The sequence below is a fragment of the Ensifer sp. 22460 genome (genome assembly GCF_052044935.1).
In the GTDB taxonomy this organism is placed as follows: Bacteria; Pseudomonadota; Alphaproteobacteria; order Rhizobiales; family Rhizobiaceae; genus Ensifer.
On the sequence record NZ_JBQENZ010000009.1, the window covers coordinates 133,084 to 149,330 of the forward strand.

Annotated in this window: 16 protein-coding genes; 12 read left to right on the forward strand and 4 right to left on the reverse strand. The window is 63.4% G+C overall.

The features are described 5' to 3' along the window. Positions 1–8: 8 nt before the first annotated feature. The 9 genes from sucD to lpdA all read left to right on the forward strand — a co-directional run bounded on the left by sucD (position 9) and on the right by lpdA (position 9,656). Entirely contained in the window at positions 9–911 is a 903-nt protein-coding gene (gene sucD / locus ACTJKM_RS13810) for a succinate--CoA ligase subunit alpha (RefSeq protein ID WP_058321727.1), read from the forward strand. A 244-nt stretch (positions 912–1,155) separates the two neighbouring features. After that, positions 1,156–4,152, forward strand: a complete 2,997-nt coding sequence (locus ACTJKM_RS13815) for a 2-oxoglutarate dehydrogenase E1 component (RefSeq protein ID WP_113398397.1) — start codon at positions 1,156–1,158, stop codon at positions 4,150–4,152. 56 nt (positions 4,153–4,208) lie between these two features. Continuing rightward, on the forward strand, positions 4,209–5,441 hold the full coding sequence (gene odhB / locus ACTJKM_RS13820) for a 2-oxoglutarate dehydrogenase complex dihydrolipoyllysine-residue succinyltransferase (protein ID WP_057255005.1): 1,233 nt from the start codon (positions 4,209–4,211) through the stop codon (positions 5,439–5,441). A 64-nt stretch (positions 5,442–5,505) separates the two neighbouring features. Next, positions 5,506–5,895 carry an MAPEG family protein gene (locus ACTJKM_RS13825; protein ID WP_057255006.1) on the forward strand — a complete coding sequence of 130 codons (390 nt, stop codon included), beginning with the start codon at positions 5,506–5,508 and terminating at the stop codon, positions 5,893–5,895. A gap of 14 nt (positions 5,896–5,909) precedes the next feature. Continuing rightward, on the forward strand, positions 5,910–6,335 hold the full coding sequence (locus tag ACTJKM_RS13830; RefSeq protein ID WP_058321729.1) for a VOC family protein: 426 nt from the start codon (positions 5,910–5,912) through the stop codon (positions 6,333–6,335). Then, on the forward strand, positions 6,332–6,973 hold the full coding sequence (locus tag ACTJKM_RS13835) for a LysE family translocator (RefSeq protein WP_093233128.1): 642 nt from the start codon (positions 6,332–6,334) through the stop codon (positions 6,971–6,973). Before ACTJKM_RS13830 ends, ACTJKM_RS13835 begins: the two co-directional genes overlap by 4 nt. A gap of 2 nt (positions 6,974–6,975) precedes the next feature. Beyond that, the gene (locus ACTJKM_RS13840; RefSeq protein WP_093233129.1) at positions 6,976–7,476 is read left to right on the forward strand and encodes a hypothetical protein; all 501 of its coding nucleotides are present in this window, start codon (positions 6,976–6,978) and stop codon (positions 7,474–7,476) included. Further along, on the forward strand, positions 7,473–8,225 hold the full coding sequence (locus ACTJKM_RS13845) for an SDR family oxidoreductase (protein ID WP_440660498.1): 753 nt from the start codon (positions 7,473–7,475) through the stop codon (positions 8,223–8,225). The genes ACTJKM_RS13840 and ACTJKM_RS13845 overlap by 4 nt, the downstream gene beginning before the upstream one ends. A 24-nt stretch (positions 8,226–8,249) precedes the next feature. Then, positions 8,250–9,656 (forward strand): dihydrolipoyl dehydrogenase, encoded by a 1,407-nt coding sequence (gene lpdA, locus ACTJKM_RS13850; RefSeq protein WP_440660499.1) that lies wholly within the window; start codon positions 8,250–8,252, stop codon positions 9,654–9,656. Positions 9,657–9,806: 150 nt separating this feature from the next. Here the strand turns inward: lpdA and ACTJKM_RS13855 are convergent, their stop codons facing one another. Then, positions 9,807–10,301, reverse strand: a complete 495-nt coding sequence (locus ACTJKM_RS13855; protein ID WP_057255010.1) for an acyl-CoA thioesterase — start codon at positions 10,299–10,301, stop codon at positions 9,807–9,809. Between the two features lie 213 nt (positions 10,302–10,514). Here ACTJKM_RS13855 and ACTJKM_RS13860 point away from each other — a divergent pair, with 213 nt between their 5' ends. Beyond that, positions 10,515–11,003, forward strand: a complete 489-nt coding sequence (locus ACTJKM_RS13860; protein ID WP_057255011.1) for a DUF2867 domain-containing protein — start codon at positions 10,515–10,517, stop codon at positions 11,001–11,003. A gap of 27 nt (positions 11,004–11,030) precedes the next feature. Here ACTJKM_RS13860 and ACTJKM_RS13865 read toward each other — a convergent pair whose 3' ends face one another. Both ACTJKM_RS13865 and ACTJKM_RS13870 read right to left on the reverse strand, forming a co-directional pair. Next, complete coding sequence (locus ACTJKM_RS13865; RefSeq protein WP_057255012.1) at positions 11,031–12,119, reverse strand: TraB/GumN family protein; 1,089 nt, start codon at positions 12,117–12,119, stop codon at positions 11,031–11,033. A gap of 99 nt (positions 12,120–12,218) precedes the next feature. Continuing rightward, positions 12,219–13,154, reverse strand: coding sequence for a tyrosine recombinase XerC (locus ACTJKM_RS13870; protein ID WP_440660500.1), 936 nt, complete (start codon positions 13,152–13,154; stop codon positions 12,219–12,221). 134 nt (positions 13,155–13,288) lie between these two features. Here ACTJKM_RS13870 and ACTJKM_RS13875 point away from each other — a divergent pair, with 134 nt between their 5' ends. Next, positions 13,289–14,212, forward strand: a complete 924-nt coding sequence (locus ACTJKM_RS13875; RefSeq protein ID WP_058321735.1) for a GNAT family N-acetyltransferase — start codon at positions 13,289–13,291, stop codon at positions 14,210–14,212. A gap of 63 nt (positions 14,213–14,275) precedes the next feature. Continuing rightward, on the forward strand, positions 14,276–15,409 hold the full coding sequence (locus ACTJKM_RS13880) for an AAA family ATPase (protein WP_440660502.1): 1,134 nt from the start codon (positions 14,276–14,278) through the stop codon (positions 15,407–15,409). Positions 15,410–15,460: 51 nt separating this feature from the next. Here the strand turns inward: ACTJKM_RS13880 and fsa are convergent, their stop codons facing one another. After that, the gene (gene fsa / locus ACTJKM_RS13885; protein ID WP_057255016.1) at positions 15,461–16,114 is read right to left on the reverse strand and encodes a fructose-6-phosphate aldolase; all 654 of its coding nucleotides are present in this window, start codon (positions 16,112–16,114) and stop codon (positions 15,461–15,463) included. Positions 16,115–16,247: the final 133 nt, after the last annotated feature.

A 16,247-nucleotide genomic window follows, 5' to 3' on the forward strand; every position in this document is an offset into this window, starting at 1 on the left:
CAGACCTCATGTCGATTCTCGTCAATAAGAACACCAAGGTCCTCGTTCAGGGCCTGACCGGCAAGACCGGCACCTTCCATACCGAACAGGCGCTTGCCTATTACGGCACGCAGATGGTCGGCGGCATTCACCCGAAGAAGGGTGGCGAAACCTGGACCGGCTCCAAGGGCGAAACCCTGCCGATCTTCGCGTCGGTTGCCGAAGGCCGTGAAAAGACCGGTGCGGACGCATCCGTGATCTATGTTCCGCCGGCAGGCGCCGCGGACGCGATCATCGAGGCGATCGATGCGGAAATCCCGTTCATCACCTGCATTACCGAAGGCATCCCGGTTGCCGACATGGTGCGCGTCAAGGCTCGTCTCGACCGCTCCAAGTCGCGCCTGCTCGGCCCGAACTGCCCCGGTATCCTGACGCCGGAAGAATGCAAGATCGGCATCATGCCGGGCTCGATCTTCCGCAAGGGTTCGGTCGGCATCGTTTCGCGCTCCGGTACGTTGACCTATGAAGCCGTGTTCCAGACCTCCAACGAAGGCCTCGGCCAGACGACGGCCGTCGGCATCGGCGGCGACCCGGTCAAGGGCACCGAGTTCATCGACGTGCTGGAGATGTTCCTGGCGGACGAGGCCACGACCTCGATCATCATGATCGGCGAAATCGGCGGCTCGGCCGAAGAGGATGCGGCGCAGTTCCTCATCGACGAAGCCAAGAAGGGCCGCAAGAAGCCGATGGCCGGCTTCATCGCGGGCCGTACCGCGCCGAAGGGCCGCACCATGGGTCACGCCGGCGCCGTCGTTTCCGGCGGCAAGGGCGATGCGGAATCCAAGATCGCTGCGATGGAGCAGGCAGGCATCCGCGTGTCGCCGTCGCCGGCCCGTCTCGGCAAGACGCTCGTCGAAGTCCTCAAGGGCTGATCGCAAGACTTCTGTCCGGGCCGGACCATTCCGGTCCGGACAGCGTGCCTGCCGCGTGTTTCCTTGGCTGATTGAAGATCAGGACATGCGGCAATCTACTGCCACGGCGATCCCGGCGCGTCCCTTTGATGCGCGGCGCCGTAGGAAAGGCCAGGCGCCAACCGCGCCGAACGAACATGAACGACCGGGATACCCGGCAACCCAACTTCAGTCAGGAGGCGGACAGAACAGTCCGCGTGAGACCATGACAAGGCAAGAGGCCAACGAGCAATTCCAGCTCACTTCGTTTCTGGACGGCGCCAACGCCGCCTATATCGAGCAGCTCCAAGCACGCTATGAAACGGACCCGGCGTCCGTCTCGGCCGAATGGCAGGCCTTCTTCAAGGCGCTCGCCGACCGGCCGGAAGATGTGGTGAAGGCAGCCAAGGGCGCCTCCTGGAAAAAGAACAACTGGCCGATCCCGGCCAACGGCGAACTCGTCTCCGCGCTGGACGGCGATTGGGGCACGGTCGAAAAGGTCATCGAGAAGAAGGTCAAGGCGAAGGCTGAGGAAGCAGCCGTCGCCACCGGCACTGCCGTGAGCGAGGCAGATATCCTTCAGGCGACGCGCGATTCCGTCCGCGCCATCATGATGATCCGCGCCTATCGCGCCCGTGGCCACCTGCATGCCAAGCTCGATCCGCTCGGCCTTGCTGCCCCGGTTGAGGACTACAACGAGCTTTCGCCCTCGAACTACGGGTTTGAGGAGAAGGATCTCGACCGCAAGATCTTCATCGACAACGTGCTCGGCCTCGAATACGCGAGCATTCGCGAAATGGTCGAAATCCTCGAGCGCACCTACTGCTCGACGATCGGCGTCGAATTCATGCACATGTCCAACCCGGAAGAGAAGGCCTGGATCCAGGAGCGCATCGAAGGACCGGACAAGGGCGTCGAGTTCACGCCCGAGGGCAAGAAGGCGATCCTCCAGAAGCTGATCGAGTCGGAAGGCTTCGAGCAGTTCATCGACGTCAAGTACAAGGGCACCAAGCGCTTTGGTCTCGACGGTGGCGAATCGCTGATCCCGGCACTCGAGCAGATCATCAAGCGCGGCGGCCAGGAAGGCCTCAAGGAAATCGTGCTCGGCATGGCCCACCGCGGCCGCTTGAACGTGCTGTCTCAGGTGATGGCCAAGCCGCATCGCGCCATCTTCCACGAGTTCAAGGGCGGCTCCTACGCGCCTGACGACGTCGAAGGTTCGGGCGACGTGAAGTACCACCTCGGCGCTTCCTCGGACCGCGAATTCGATGGCAACAAGGTTCACCTGTCGCTGACGGCGAACCCCTCGCACCTCGAAATCGTCAACCCTGTCGTCATGGGCAAGGCCCGTGCCAAGCAGGACCAGATGGCGACCGTGTTTGAAGGCGACATCATTCCGTTGCGCGAACGCTCGAAGGTCATGCCGCTCTTGCTGCATGGCGACGCCGCCTTTGCCGGCCAGGGCGTGATTGCTGAAATCCTCGGCCTTTCCGGCCTGCGCGGCCACCGCGTTGCCGGTACCGTCCATTTCATCATCAACAACCAGATTGGCTTCACCACCAATCCGGCCTTCTCGCGTTCGTCGCCCTATCCGTCCGACGTCGCCAAGATGATCGAGGCGCCGATCTTCCACGTCAACGGCGACGATCCGGAAGCGGTCGTCTACGCGGCCAAGATCGCCACCGAATTCCGGATGAAGTTCCACAAGCCTGTCGTCATCGACATGTTCTGCTACCGCCGCTTCGGCCACAACGAAGGCGACGAGCCTGCGTTCACGCAGCCGAAGATGTACAAGGTCATCCGCGCCCATAAGACCGTCGTCCAGCTCTACTCCGACCGTCTGGTCGCCGAGGGCCTGATGTCCGAAGGCGAAGTCGAGAAGATGAAGGCCGACTGGCGCGCTCACCTCGAGCAGGAGTTCGAGGCTGGCCAGTCCTACAAGCCGAACAAGGCCGACTGGCTGGATGGTGTCTGGTCGGGCTTGCGCTCGGCCGACAACCAGGACGAACAGCGCCGCGGCAAGACCTCGGTGCCGATGAAGCAGCTCAAGGAAGTCGGTCGCAAGATCTCGGAGATCCCGGCCGGTTTCAATGCACACCGCACGATCCAGCGCTTCATGGAAAACCGCGCTCAGATGATCCAGACCGGCGAAGGCGTCGACTGGGCCATGGCCGAGGCACTCGCCTTCGGCACGCTCGTCACCGAAGGCACCAAGATCCGCCTTTCGGGCCAGGATTGCGAACGCGGCACCTTCTCGCAGCGTCATTCCGTGCTCTACGATCAGCAGAGCGAAGAGCGCTACATTCCGCTTGCGAACCTGTCGCCGACCCAGGCCCGCTACGAAGTCATCAACTCGATGCTCTCGGAAGAAGCGGTCCTCGGCTTCGAATACGGTTACTCGCTCGCCCGTCCGAACGCGTTGACGCTTTGGGAAGCCCAGTTCGGCGACTTCGCCAACGGTGCACAGGTCGTCTTCGACCAGTTCATCTCGTCGGGCGAACGCAAGTGGCTGCGCATGTCTGGTCTCGTCTGCCTGCTGCCGCACGGTTATGAGGGCCAGGGTCCGGAGCACTCGTCCGCCCGCCTCGAACGCTTCCTGCAGCTCTGCGCCGAAGACAACATGCAGGTCGCCAACGTCACGACGCCGGCGAACTACTTCCACATCCTGCGCCGGCAGGTGAAGCGCGACTTCCGCAAGCCGCTGGTCCTGATGACGCCGAAGTCGCTGCTGCGCCACAAGCGGGCGGTTTCGAGTCTGTCGGAAATGGCCGGCGAGAGCTCGTTCCACCGCCTGCTGTGGGACGATGCCGAGGTGATCAAGGATGGTCCGATCAAGCTGCAGAAGGACTCGAAGATCCGTCGCGTCGTGCTCTGCTCGGGCAAGGTCTACTACGACCTGCTCGAAGAGCGCGAGAAGCGCGGCATCGACGACGTCTACCTGCTGCGCGTCGAACAGCTCTATCCGTTCCCGGCCAAGGCGCTGATCAACGAGCTCAGCCGCTTCCGCAACGCGGAGATGGTCTGGTGCCAGGAAGAGCCGAAGAACATGGGCGCCTGGTCGTTCATCGACCCCTATCTCGAATGGGTTCTCGCCCATATCGACGCCAAGTATCAGCGCGTGCGCTACACCGGCCGTCCGGCTGCCGCCTCGCCGGCAACGGGCCTGATGTCGAAGCACCAGGCGCAGCTTGCCGCCTTCCTCGAGGACGCGCTGGGGGGCTGACGCTCCCCACGCTCTGAGCCAATAGAAACAGATATCTGATCAACGGAACAAAAATCATGGCAACAGAAATCCGCGTTCCCACCCTCGGCGAATCCGTCAGCGAAGCGACCGTCGGCACCTGGTTCAAGAAGGTCGGCGATGCCATCAAGGCCGATGAGCCCCTGCTCGAACTTGAAACCGACAAGGTGACGATCGAAGTGCCGGCGCCAGCCGCTGGCACGCTTTCCGAAATCGTTGCGCAGGCCGGCGAGACCGTCGGTCTCGGCGCGCTGCTCGGCCAGATCGCTGCCGGCGCTGCTGCTGCCGCTCCGGCGGCTGCTGCCGAAAAGAAGGCCGAGCCGGCCGCTGCCGCTCCGGCTGCCCCGGCTGCCGCTGCAGCACCCGCTGCCTCGTCGATGCCGCCGGCACCGGCTGCCGCGAAGCTGCTCGCCGAAAACAACCTGTCGGCCGATCAGCTCGATGGCTCCGGCAAGCGTGGCCAGGTGCTGAAGGGTGACGTGCTTGCAGCCGTCGCCAAGGGCATCTCGACCCCTGCTGTCGCAGAGCCCGCAAAGGTCCAGGCCCGTGCGCCGTCGACGGCAGAAGATGTCGTGCGCGAAGAGCGCGTCAAGATGACCCGCCTGCGCCAGACGATCGCCAAGCGCCTCAAGGATGCGCAGAACACCGCCGCCATGCTCACCACCTACAACGAGGTGGACATGAGCGCCGTCATGTCGCTGCGCAACAAGTACAAGGACATCTTCGAGAAGAAGCATGGCGTGAAGCTCGGCTTCATGGGCTTTTTCACCAAGGCCGTGACCCACGCGCTGAAGGAAATCCCGGCTGTTAACGCCGAGATCGACGGCACCGACATCATCTACAAGAACTACTGCCACATCGGCGTCGCCGTCGGCACCGACAAGGGCCTTGTCGTTCCGATCGTGCGCGATGCCGACCAGATGTCGATCGCCGAGATCGAGAAGGACATCGGCCGTCTCGGCAAGGCTGCGCGTGATGGCGCGCTGTCGATGGCCGACATGCAGGGCGGTACCTTCACCATCTCCAACGGCGGCGTCTACGGTTCGCTGATGTCCTCGCCGATCCTCAACGCGCCGCAGTCGGGCATTCTCGGCATGCACAAGATCCAGGACCGTCCGGTCGCCATCGGCGGCCAGGTCGTCATCCGCCCGATGATGTACCTCGCGCTCTCGTACGATCACCGCATCGTCGACGGCAAGGAAGCCGTGACCTTCCTCGTCCGCGTCAAGGAAAGCCTCGAGGATCCGGAGCGTCTGGTTCTCGATCTCTAAGAGTTGGGCGGGGGCGATTGCAGCCCCCGCTTCTTTCTGCGCCGCGCTTCTCCGGATCGCATCGATGTCGTTCGAACTGACCTACCTGCTCTGGAGTGCCGTTCTCGCCTTCGCCTATATGATGGCGCAGGCGGGCGCCTATCGCCTGCAGCACGGCGTCATCGAAGCTGATACCAATCGCGACGTCGTGCCGGAGCCCAATGTCTTTACCGGGCGGGCGGGACGGGCGCTGCGCAATTTTCACGAGACCTATCCGGTCTTCATCGCCCTTGCGGTCGTGATAGAATTCTCCGGACGGAGCGGACCGCTCACCCAATGGGGCGTGGGGATCTGGTTCTGGGCAAGAGCCGCCTACCTGCCGATTTATATTGGCGGCCTCGGATTGGTTCGCTCCGCCGTCTGGACCGTTTCGGCGGTCGGGCTCCTGCTGATGATTGCGGGTATTCTGATCTGAACGGAGGAACTCGCATGGCATCCGAACCAAACGTTCCGCCGATCCAGGTGCATCTCTGCGTCAAGGACGGCATGGCGGCGATCGCCTTTTACGAGAAGGCCTTTGGTGCCCAACACACCTTTTGCCAGCTGGCGGAGGATCGCAAGCGCGTGATGCATTCCAATCTCGCGCTCTTCGGCGGCGAGATCATGCTGCACGACGAATTTCCCGAATTCGGCTCGAACGTTCTTTCGCCGAAGACGGTCGGTGGTGCGAGCGTCGCCATCAACATCAATCTGCCTGATGCCGCCGACGTCGATGCAGCCTATGACCGGGCGATCGCCGCCGGGGCATCGACAGTTCTGGAGCCGCAGGATACCTTCTGGCACGCACGTTACGCGCGCATCCAGGATCCCTTCGGCCACGTCTGGGCCTTCAACGCACCGGTCGCACAACCATGAGCCAATATCTCCTAGAACTCGCATCGCTGATGGCGATCTTCGCCTTTGCGATCGTCTCTCCCGGCGCCGATCTGGCCATGGTCATGCGCCAGTCGATCGTGCATGGCCGGCGCCCGGCCATCATCACGTCCTTCGGCATCGGCACCTCGCTGATGTTCCATGTGACTTACACGATCCTCGGTCTGGGGCTGATCATTTCGCAGTCGATCTACCTCTTCAACATCGTCAAATGGTGCGGCGTCGCTTACCTGATCTATATCGGCATCAAGGCGCTCCGTGCCGGCCAGACGGAGATCAAGGTCGAGCGCGCGGAAGGCAATGAGCCGGCCAAGGGCCAGTCGACCGCCAAGGCTTTCGGCCTCGGCTTTGCCGCCAATGCGCTCAATCCGAAGCCGGTATTCTTCTTCCTGTCGATCTTCTCGACCGTCGTCAGCGCCCACACGCCGATCCTCGTCAAGTTCGGCTATGGGCTGGTCATGGCCACCTGCCTGATCCTCTGGTTCGTCGGCGTCAGCCTGTTCATGACGACGCCGCGGATGCGCGCCGCCTTCACCCGCGCCAGCAAGTGGATCGACCGCGCCAGCGGCGTCGTTTTCATTGCGCTCGGCCTCAAGCTCGCGACGGAGAAGGTCGCCTGATCATGGTTTTTGGTCGCCTCGCCTTGATGCTGTTCTACACTGCGCTTACCGCACCGGCGATCGCTGCCGACTGCAAGCAGTCGCACGCGATCTACGCCGATCGTGACGGCGGCTATGAGCTGCGCTTCGAGCCGGTCGGCTCGGCAAGTGCGGCGACCAGCAACCACTTCAAGGTGGCGGTGCTCAAACCCGGGCTTCTGCTCGACGGCGTCGTGATGCCGGCGGGAGAGCCGGAACGCGCCACGGGGCTGATCATGCACAATTGCCCGGAGGGTGACGCGACCGGCGAGGAACTGCGCGCCTGCACGGTATGGCAGGGCGTCGTCTATGCGCTCGACAAGGCCGGTGCGATCAGCGAGATCCCTGGTGAAGCCGAACAGGCGGCCGAGCAGTTGCTGCTTCCCGATTTCGGGCCTTCTCTCAGAGCATCGAGCGCCTGGGGCAAAGGCAAGGCCGAGGCCGACAGCTGGGATTCTTTCACCCTCAAGGGATGCGCCGCATGAGCGCAGGCCCCGTTCTTCTCGTGACAGGCGGTAGCCGCGGTATCGGCGCGGCGGTTTGTGTCGCCGCGGCGAAAGCCGGCTGGCGTGTCGCAGTCAACTTTGCCACGAACCGTGATGCGGCAGATACGGTTGTCGGCGCGATCGAAGCGGCCGGCGGCTCGGCGATTGCGGTTCAGGGCGATGTCGGCTCTGAGGCGGATATCCAGGCGATCTTTGCCGCGGTCGATGCGGCCTTCGGCCGGCTGGATGGCCTCGTCAACAATGCCGGCATCGTCGGACCGACCGCACGGATCGACGAGATGTCGGTCGATCGGCTGGAACGGATGTTCCGCATCAACATCACCGGCTCCATTCGCTGTGCGGCGGAAGCGGTTCGGCGCATGTCCACGCGCTACGGCGGCAAGGGTGGCGCCATCGTCAACATCTCCTCGGCCGCAGCCGTGCTCGGCTCGCCGGCGCAATATGTCGACTACGCCGCCTCGAAGGGTGCGATCGACACCTTCACCATCGGCCTTGCGCGCGAGGTTGCGACCGAGGGCATTCGCGTCAATGCGATCCGTCCCGGCGTCATCGATACCGAGATCCATGCCTCCGGCGGCCTGCCGGACCGGGCGCGCGATCTTGCTCCCACCATTCCCGTTCAGCGACCCGGCACCGCCGAGGAAGTCGCTGACGCGGTTCTCTACCTCCTGTCAGACAAGGCGACTTATGTGACGGGGGCAATTCTCAATGTCAGCGGCGGGCGGTAACCGCCCTGAAGGAAGGATATTTTAATGGCATATGATCTCATCGTTATCGGCAGCGGCCCCGGCGGCTATGTCTGCGCCATCAAGGCGGCTCAGCTTGGCCTGAAGGTGGCCGTCGTCGAGAAGCGCGCCACCTATGGCGGCACCTGCCTCAACATCGGCTGCATCCCGTCCAAGGCGCTGCTGCATGCATCCGAGATGTTCCATCAGGTCGCCCATGGCGTCGATGCGCTCGGCGTCGAAGTCGCAGCACCGAAGCTGAACCTCGAAAAGATGATGGCCCACAAGGACGCGACCGTTAAGTCCAACGTCGAGGGCGTCTCGTTCCTGTTCAAGAAGAACAAGATCGACGGCATCCAGGGCACCGGCAAGGTGCTCGGCCAGGGCAAGGTCTCGGTCACCAACGACAAGGGCGAGGAGCAGATCCTCGAAACCAAGAACATCGTGATCGCCACCGGCTCCGACGTCGCGGGCATTCCGGGCGTTCAGGTCGACATCGACGAGAAGGTGATCATCTCGTCGACCGGCGGCATCGCGCTCGAAAAGGTCCCGGCCAACATGATCGTCGTCGGTGGCGGCGTCATCGGCCTCGAGCTCGGCTCGGTCTGGGCGCGCCTCGGCGCCAAGGTCACGGTCGTCGAATATCTCGATACCATCCTCGGCGGCATGGACGGCGAAGTTGCCAAGCAGTTCCAGCGCATGCTCGCGAAGCAAGGCATGGACTTCAAGCTCGGCGCCAAGGTGACGGGTGTCGTCAAGGACGGCAAGGGCGCCAAGGTGACCTTTGAGCCGGTCAAGGGTGGCGATGCGGTGACGCTCGATGCCGACGTGGTGCTGATCGCGACCGGCCGCAAGCCCTACACCGATGGTCTTGGCCTCGATAAGGCCGGCGTCGTCATGGACCAGCGCGGCCGCGTCGAGATCGACCATCACTACCAGACGAGCGTTACCGGCATCTACGCGATCGGCGACGTCGTGCGCGGCGCGATGCTCGCCCACAAGGCCGAGGACGAAGGCGTTGCCGTTGCTGAAATCCTCGCCGGTCAGGCCGGGCATGTGAATTACGACGTCATCCCGAGCGTCGTCTACACCCAGCCGGAAATCGCCTCCGTCGGCAAGACCGAGGAAGAGCTGAAGGCTGCAGGCGTTGCCTACAAGGTCGGCAAGTTCCCCTTCACAGCCAATGGCCGCGCGCGCGCCATGCTTGCCACCGACGGCTTCGTGAAGATCCTCGCCGACAAGGAAACCGACCGGGTTCTCGGCGGCCACATCGTCGGCTTCGGCGCCGGCGAGATGATCCACGAAATCGCCGTGCTGATGGAGTTCGGCGGTTCGTCGGAAGATCTCGGCCGCACCTGCCACGCGCATCCGACCATGTCGGAAGCGGTCAAGGAAGCGGCTCTTTCGACCTTCTTCAAGCCGATCCACATGTAATGATCCAGCGAGGGGGCTGCAGCAAGCGGCCCCCTTGTTCCAGCCGCGCGCTTTCAACATGCCGGCTGTTGTTGCGGTGCTTTCGCCAGTGCCGCGTCAGCGTTCGCTGACATCCCCCCCGGATATTTCGTGGCGGATGGCGATTATCTCTCACTCTTCAGAAGCAGATCGGAGCGCGTGGAAGCGCTCCTCGAACTCCCGCCTGAGGCTGCGTCGTGCTTCGGCCGCGCGCTGCCGGCGCTTGCGGTCAGCGGTGTCAGTGTTCAGCGGAGGTACGGGCGTCGGCGCGCCGTCGGCGTCGACCGCGACCATCGTGAAGTAACAGGAGTTGGTGTGTCGCCGCTCGCCACTCCTGATGTTCTCGGCCTCGACGCGGATGCCGATTTCCATCGAGGTTCGGCCGGCATTGTTGACCGCGGCACGGAAGGTGACGAGCTCGCCGACATGGATCGGCTGGCGGAAGGTCACCTGGTCGACCGAAAGCGTCACCGCATATTGCTGCGAATAGCGCGAGGCGCATGAGAAAGCCACGCGATCCAGGAGATTGAGCAGCGCGCCGCCATGGACCTTGCCGCTGAAATTGGCCATGTCCGGCGTCATCAGCACGACCATTTCGAGTTCGCGTGTGTCGTGGCTGGTTTCCATTGTCCATCTCCAGAATTTGCAACGTTCAGCTTGAGTTATGCAGCTTGTCGGCGCGAAGGGAAGGCCCCACCGCATCGGCGTAGGACGGCCTCGGCGGCAGACTGGGTGTGACGATTGGACCGAGGGCTGCGACAAGCGGTCTCCTGTCCAGGCACGACGGAGGGCGCAATCATGTTTCAAAGGACAAACGACGCCGTGGCGTCAGGAGGAAACATGAAACCGAGAGCCGTGGCCACCTCGTTGCCGAACCGGCATCTACCGCACGCCGATTGGGCCGACCGTTTCGAGCTCGCCCTCGACGGCAAGGGCGTGACCGCCGCGGAAGCGGCCGAACGTTCGCTTGGCCGTTCGCCGCGATGGATTCGCGAACTGCTGCGCCTGCGCAACCGCGTGGTCTCGCTCATTGGCCTGAAATCGGCGGCGCCGAAACCGGGTCGCTTCGGGCTGGTCGGGGCGTTTCCGGTGCTGTCGAAAAGCGATGACGAAGTGGTGCTCGGTTTTGACGACAAGCATCTCGATTTTCGCATCGTCGTCGATGTCAGGGCGGGATCCGCGGTCAACCAGATCGTCGGCGTCACCACGCTCGTCCGGCGGCACAATGCGCTCGGGCGGGTTTACCTCGCGGCGGTCACGCCGTTTCACAAGGTGATCGTGCCGACGCTTCTGGCCCGGGTGGCGGGTCCGGGCGGTCAGATTGGCTGATCAGTCTCCGGCTTGAACGCCCGCCAGTCAGTTGGCGCGCGTGACCGTGAAGCCCTGGGCGCGGAGCAGTTCGACCAGGCCTTCCTTGCCCGGAAGGTGCAGCGCTCCGACGGCCATGAAAGCGCCGCCGTCCTTCAGGATCGGTTCGGCACGTGTCGCCATCGTCTTGTTGCGGTCGACGATGATGCGCTGCTCGAAATCGGCATAGCCGAAATCCTCCGCTGTGCCCTTGTCGGAAACGGATCTCATCATCGGCATGATCATGCCGGTGTCGCCGGAAAGGTAGAGGTCGGTCATTGTCGCGAAGACGTCGTCGATCGTCTTGCCGAGCGCCAGCGTCTCGATGAGCGCGCGCAGGTGCAGTTCGGTCGGAAGCGAATCCATCGCTGCGAGCTGTTCGATCAGCGTCTCCAGGCCCTTGAGCGTCTTGCCCTGGCTGACCGCATCCTCGGCAATCTTCTTGTCGAGGAAGGAGGCGCCGGTCGCCTTGCGGCTGATCTCGCAGGCGGGCAATGCGACGAAGCTCGCGATCATCCAGGGTTTCATGCGCGCAACGAGCGTCAGCGGAATGCCGCGGGCTTTGAGGCCCGCTTCGAGCTGTTCGCGATCGCCGGGCTTCAGGAAATCGGCGATCGTCTTGTTATCCGGGAACATGGTGAGGTCGGGCCGCATCAGGATCGCGGCGGCCGATTTCTTCTCGTCGACGATCTCGTCCGATTCGACGATGACGGTTGAGGCTGCTTCGAAAGCGGCCGGCGCCTCGGCAGGCAATGCCAGTACGCGCGGATCGGTCACGTGCATGGTGCCGAGCAGCCAGGAGGCCGCGATGCCTTCCTTCTCGATCTTCCAGAAGATGCCTTTGCCGTTCGGCACGGCGGCGGCTTCCGCTTCAAGTGCGGCGAATTTGGTCGGATCCGACTGGGCAAGGGCGGTAAGCACATTCGAACCGCCGCATTCGGCTTCCTGTGCATCGGCTTCCGCGACGAAGAAGAGTGCAACGACGAGGCTGGCGGCAAGAACGACATGCAAGAGGGCAATGAGCCAAAGTGTACCGTCGGCGACCAACGCAAGCAGGTCGCGGGGCAGATTTCGATCAGGTCTCGCAAAGGCGGTCATCGTTGTTCCCCGACGGTCGGACGGTCGTTGCTGAACCCTAGGGCCGGGCCGGTCACGGCTTCCTTAAAGGGCATGGTTAATCCATCGTTTCGCCGAAAATCAGGCGCGCGGATGGGCGCGATCGTAGATTTCCAGAAGCCGCGCGGAATCGACACCGGTATAGACCTGCGTGGTCGACAGGCTGGCGTGGCCGAGCAGTTCCTGGATGGTCCTGAGATCGCCGCCGCCGGCCAGCAGATGGGTGGCGAAGGAGTGTCGCAGCGCATGCGGCGTTGCCGTGTCCGGCAGGCCGAGGGCGCCGCGCAGCTTTTGCATTTCCCGCTGGATGATTGCCGGCTGCAGCTTGGCGCCACGGGCACCCCGAAACAACGGTTCATCAGCAGGCGGCTGATAGGGGCAGAGTTTGATATAGGCTGCGACGGCTTCACGTGCGGCCTGTATCAGCGGCACGAGCCGCGTCTTGCCGCCTTTGCCGATGATGCGCAGCGACGAGGGCGTGCCGGCGAAATCGCCCGATGTCAGCCCGAGCGCTTCGGAAATGCGCAGGCCGCAGCCATAGAGCAGGGTCAGCACCGCGGCATTGCGCGCGGCGATCCAGGGCTCCTCGGCAAGCTGCGCCTCCGAGGTCACGACGTTCAGCGCCTCTCGGTCGGTCAGCGGCTTCGGAAGCGATTTCGGCTGCTTCGGCGAGCGCACGGCGGCGGCACCTGCAGCATTGGCAAGGCCGTTGCGTTCGAGAAAGCGCAGGAAGGAGCGCAAGCCGGCGAGGCCACGGCCGAGCGTGCGTGCGCCGGCGCCACCCTTGCGGCGCTGGGCGAGGAAGCCGCGCAGATCCGCCGGCCGCAGCGTCCGGATGTCGGAAAGGCGCGGCGGTCCGGCCAGATGGCCGGTCAGGAATGTCAGGAATTGACGGGTGTCGCGCTCATAGGCCTCGATGGTGTTGTCGGAGAGGCGCCGCTCCCGCATGAGCCCATCGAGCCAACGTTGGCGTTCGGCAAGGAGTTCCGGATGGCCGATGACGAGGAGCTCGTTCATTGTCGCTTCCCAAGTTGGTCCATCGGCGACAATGCCCTGACGCATCTTATGTTTTTGCTAATGCGCCCTTGGAATCTGTCATTCTTCGATCATATAGAATTGCGATGGTCAGCCGGAAAGAATCGGATCGGACTATGGCGGGACGGGATTCGGTGAACGGATTCGCGCATTTTGCTGAAGTAATCGCCCTGGTCTCACAGGGAAAACCTGGTCACATCGTCGACACCCTGATTGCCGAGCGCGGGCAGCGCATCGTCAAGAGCCCGATGTGGCCGTTGATGCGACCTTTTCTCTACGCATTGCTGAACTACCGCAAGGCGCACGAGTTCGCCGATGCGGTCGCCAACATGCCCGGCTTCCAGGCCTTCGAACATCTGAGTTCGCTTCTCTCGCTGGAGGTGCGGGTTGACCGGGCCGAGCGCATTCCGGCCAAGGGCGGCTTCCTGCTCGTCAGCAACCATCCGACCGGCATAGCCGACGGTATCGCTGTTTTCGACCTGCTCAAGACACGGCGGCCGGACATGATGTTCTTTGCCAATCGCGACGCCATCCGCGTCAATCCACGCTTTGTCGAGATGGTCATCCCCGTCGAATGGCGTGAGGAGCACAAGAGCAAGCTGAAGGCCCGCGAGACGCTGCAGGTGACCAACCGGGCGATCGGCGAGGGCAAGGCGACGGTGCTCTTCCCTTCCGGGCGCATCGCCTACTGGGCGGACGGCTGCCTCAACGAGCGGCCGTGGAAGACGTCTGCGGTGGGCTTTGCGCGCAAATACGGCCTGCCGATCCTGCCGGTGCACATGAGCGCCCGCAATTCCGGCCTGTTCTACTGGTTCGCCAAATGGTCAACGGAACTGCGCGACATGACCGTGTTCCACGAGCTGCTCAACAAGAAGGGCGACTTCTTCGATTTCCGCATCGGCAACCTGATCCCGCCGGAGGCGCTGGAAGGCGAGCCTGGCGAGGTGACGAAGGCGCTCGAGCGGCACACGGTGTTCGATCTGGCCATGGACGCGGACGTGGCGTTCCAGCCCCGGTTGCAAGCAGCGGCCGCGCTCTAGCGATCAGCCGCGCCATGCCTGCCAGGCTTCACGCCGGGCTGCGGATCGGCTAGGTCTTGAGCCATGCAGCTTCAATCCATGTTTGCCGAAAACTACCGTTCGTTGAAGTCGATCCGCATGGATCTGACGGGCGTCAACCTGTTCATCGGCGAGAACGGCGTCGGCAAGTCCAATCTCTATCGCGCGCTTCAACTCGTGCAGTCGGCGACGCGCGGCACTCTGGCACGCGAGATCGCGGAGGAGGGCGGCATGTCGTCGGCGCTCTGGAGTGGCCGCCGCCGCGCCGACAAACCGGCGCGCATCCGGCTCGAAACCGAGCTATTGGACGAGGAACGTGCGATCACCTTCCGCTACCGCATCGAGGCGGGATTGCGCCCGCCCACCGCTGCCGCTGGCTTTGCCTATGAGCCTCAGGTCAAGGAAGAGGAGTTGACCGTCGAAACCGGCCGCCGGCCGGTGACGATGATGAAGCGGTCCGGCCCCGGCATCTTCGTGCGCGGCGACCGCGGGCGGATGGAGGACTATCCGGAAACGGCTCTGACCTCGGAAACGGCGATCTCGCTGCTCGGCGATGCCGGTCACTATCCGGAGGTCGGCACCTTTCGCCGCGCGGTCGACCAATGGCGGTTCTTTCATGGTTTCCGCACCGATCGCGACTCGCCGTTGCGATTGCCTTGCCTCGCCGTCACGGCGCCGATGCTCGACGAGACGGGCGTCAACATGGCTGCGGTGTTTGCCACGCTCAGGCACACACGCGAGGATACGGTCGATCTCGACCGCGCTATTGCCGACGCCTTCGGCGGCGCCTATCTTGACGTTCCCGAGCCGGGACAGTTTGCCGAATTCTCATTGGTCTTTCCGGATTTTCCCAACCGGCCGTTTTCGCCGCGCGAGCTTTCCGATGGGCAAGTGCGTTTCCTGGCACTGGCGGCGGCGCTGCTTTCCTATCGCCGGCCCCGCTTCATCGCGCTGAACGAGCCGGAGACGAGCCTGCATCCGGACATGCTACCGGCGCTTGCCGACATGATCGCCAGCGCCTCGCGCGAAAGCCAGATCTGGATCGTCACCCATTCGGAGCGGCTGGCGGAGGAAGTGCGTCAGCGCTGCGGCATCCGTCCGCGCCGGGTGATCCGCAAGGACAGCGCCACCTGGATCGATGGCATGCGGCTGACGGGGCTGATGGACGACGACGAGTAGGCAACAAAAAACCCCGCATCGCTGCGGGGTTTTCATTCATTCCTGAAGCAATCAGGCGATCTTCTGGCCGGTCTTGGCCCAGTCGGCCAGGAACATTTCGAGGCCCTTGTCGGTCAGCGGGTGCTTGACCAGAGCCTTCAGCGTTGCCGGCGGCGCGGTGATGACGTCGGCGCCGATGAGGGCGGCTTCCTTGACGTGGTTCACGGTGCGGATCGAGGCGGCAAGGATCTCGGTCTCATAGCCGTAGTTGTCGAAGATGTGGCGGATCTCGCGGATCAGGTCCATGCCATCGAAGGCGATGTCGTCGAGGCGGCCGACGAAGGGCGAAACGAAGGTCGCGCCGGCCTTGGCGGCGAGCAGGGCCTGGTTGGCCGAGAAGCACAGCGTCACGTTGGTCTGGTGGCCGTCCGAGGTCAGCGCCTTGCAGGCCTTGAGACCGTCGAGCGTCAGCGGCAGCTTGATGCAGATGTTGTCGGCGATCTTCGAAAGAACGGCCGCTTCCTTCATCATCTCGGCGTATTCGGTGGCGGTCACTTCAGCCGAAACCGGGCCTTCGACGATCGAGCAGATTTCCTTGGTGACTTCCGTGATGTCGCGGCCCGACTTCAGGATCAGCGAGGGGTTGGTGGTGACGCCATCGAGAAGGCCGAGATCGTTCAGCTCGCGGATTTCCTTGACGTCGGCGGTATCAACGAAAAATTTCATGGAGTCACTCCTTGGGCACGATTGCCGCTCGGGCGCATCTCTACCGGGGAGGAATTCCGTTGGCAGAGATCGCGCGCGTTGAAACTCTGGTGGAACCGTGACAAACCCTGCGCCGGCAAGGCTGCGGTTCGCA

What these genes read in the sequence shown, in the direction of transcription:
- ACTJKM_RS13840 (WP_093233129.1), top strand. Translation starts at nt 6,976, where the DNA reads ATGGTTTTTGGTCGCCTCGCCTTGATGCTGTTCTACACTGCGCTTACC.
- ACTJKM_RS13845 (WP_440660498.1), top strand. Translation starts at nt 7,473, where the DNA reads ATGAGCGCAGGCCCCGTTCTTCTCGTGACAGGCGGTAGCCGCGGTATC.
- ACTJKM_RS13855 (WP_057255010.1), bottom strand. Translation starts at nt 10,301, where the DNA reads ATGGAAACCAGCCACGACACACGCGAACTCGAAATGGTCGTGCTGATG.
- ACTJKM_RS13825 (WP_057255006.1), top strand. Translation starts at nt 5,506, where the DNA reads ATGTCGTTCGAACTGACCTACCTGCTCTGGAGTGCCGTTCTCGCCTTC.
- ACTJKM_RS13815 (WP_113398397.1), top strand. Translation starts at nt 1,156, where the DNA reads ATGACAAGGCAAGAGGCCAACGAGCAATTCCAGCTCACTTCGTTTCTG.
- ACTJKM_RS13865 (WP_057255012.1), bottom strand. Translation starts at nt 12,119, where the DNA reads ATGACCGCCTTTGCGAGACCTGATCGAAATCTGCCCCGCGACCTGCTT.
- ACTJKM_RS13870 (WP_440660500.1), bottom strand. Translation starts at nt 13,154, where the DNA reads ATGAACGAGCTCCTCGTCATCGGCCATCCGGAACTCCTTGCCGAACGC.
- ACTJKM_RS13835 (WP_093233128.1), top strand. Translation starts at nt 6,332, where the DNA reads ATGAGCCAATATCTCCTAGAACTCGCATCGCTGATGGCGATCTTCGCC.
- fsa (WP_057255016.1), bottom strand. Translation starts at nt 16,114, where the DNA reads ATGAAATTTTTCGTTGATACCGCCGACGTCAAGGAAATCCGCGAGCTG.
- ACTJKM_RS13830 (WP_058321729.1), top strand. Translation starts at nt 5,910, where the DNA reads ATGGCATCCGAACCAAACGTTCCGCCGATCCAGGTGCATCTCTGCGTC.
- lpdA (WP_440660499.1), top strand. Translation starts at nt 8,250, where the DNA reads ATGGCATATGATCTCATCGTTATCGGCAGCGGCCCCGGCGGCTATGTC.
- ACTJKM_RS13875 (WP_058321735.1), top strand. Translation starts at nt 13,289, where the DNA reads ATGGCGGGACGGGATTCGGTGAACGGATTCGCGCATTTTGCTGAAGTA.
- odhB (WP_057255005.1), top strand. Translation starts at nt 4,209, where the DNA reads ATGGCAACAGAAATCCGCGTTCCCACCCTCGGCGAATCCGTCAGCGAA.
- ACTJKM_RS13860 (WP_057255011.1), top strand. Translation starts at nt 10,515, where the DNA reads ATGAAACCGAGAGCCGTGGCCACCTCGTTGCCGAACCGGCATCTACCG.
- sucD (WP_058321727.1), top strand. Translation starts at nt 9, where the DNA reads ATGTCGATTCTCGTCAATAAGAACACCAAGGTCCTCGTTCAGGGCCTG.
- ACTJKM_RS13880 (WP_440660502.1), top strand. Translation starts at nt 14,276, where the DNA reads ATGCAGCTTCAATCCATGTTTGCCGAAAACTACCGTTCGTTGAAGTCG.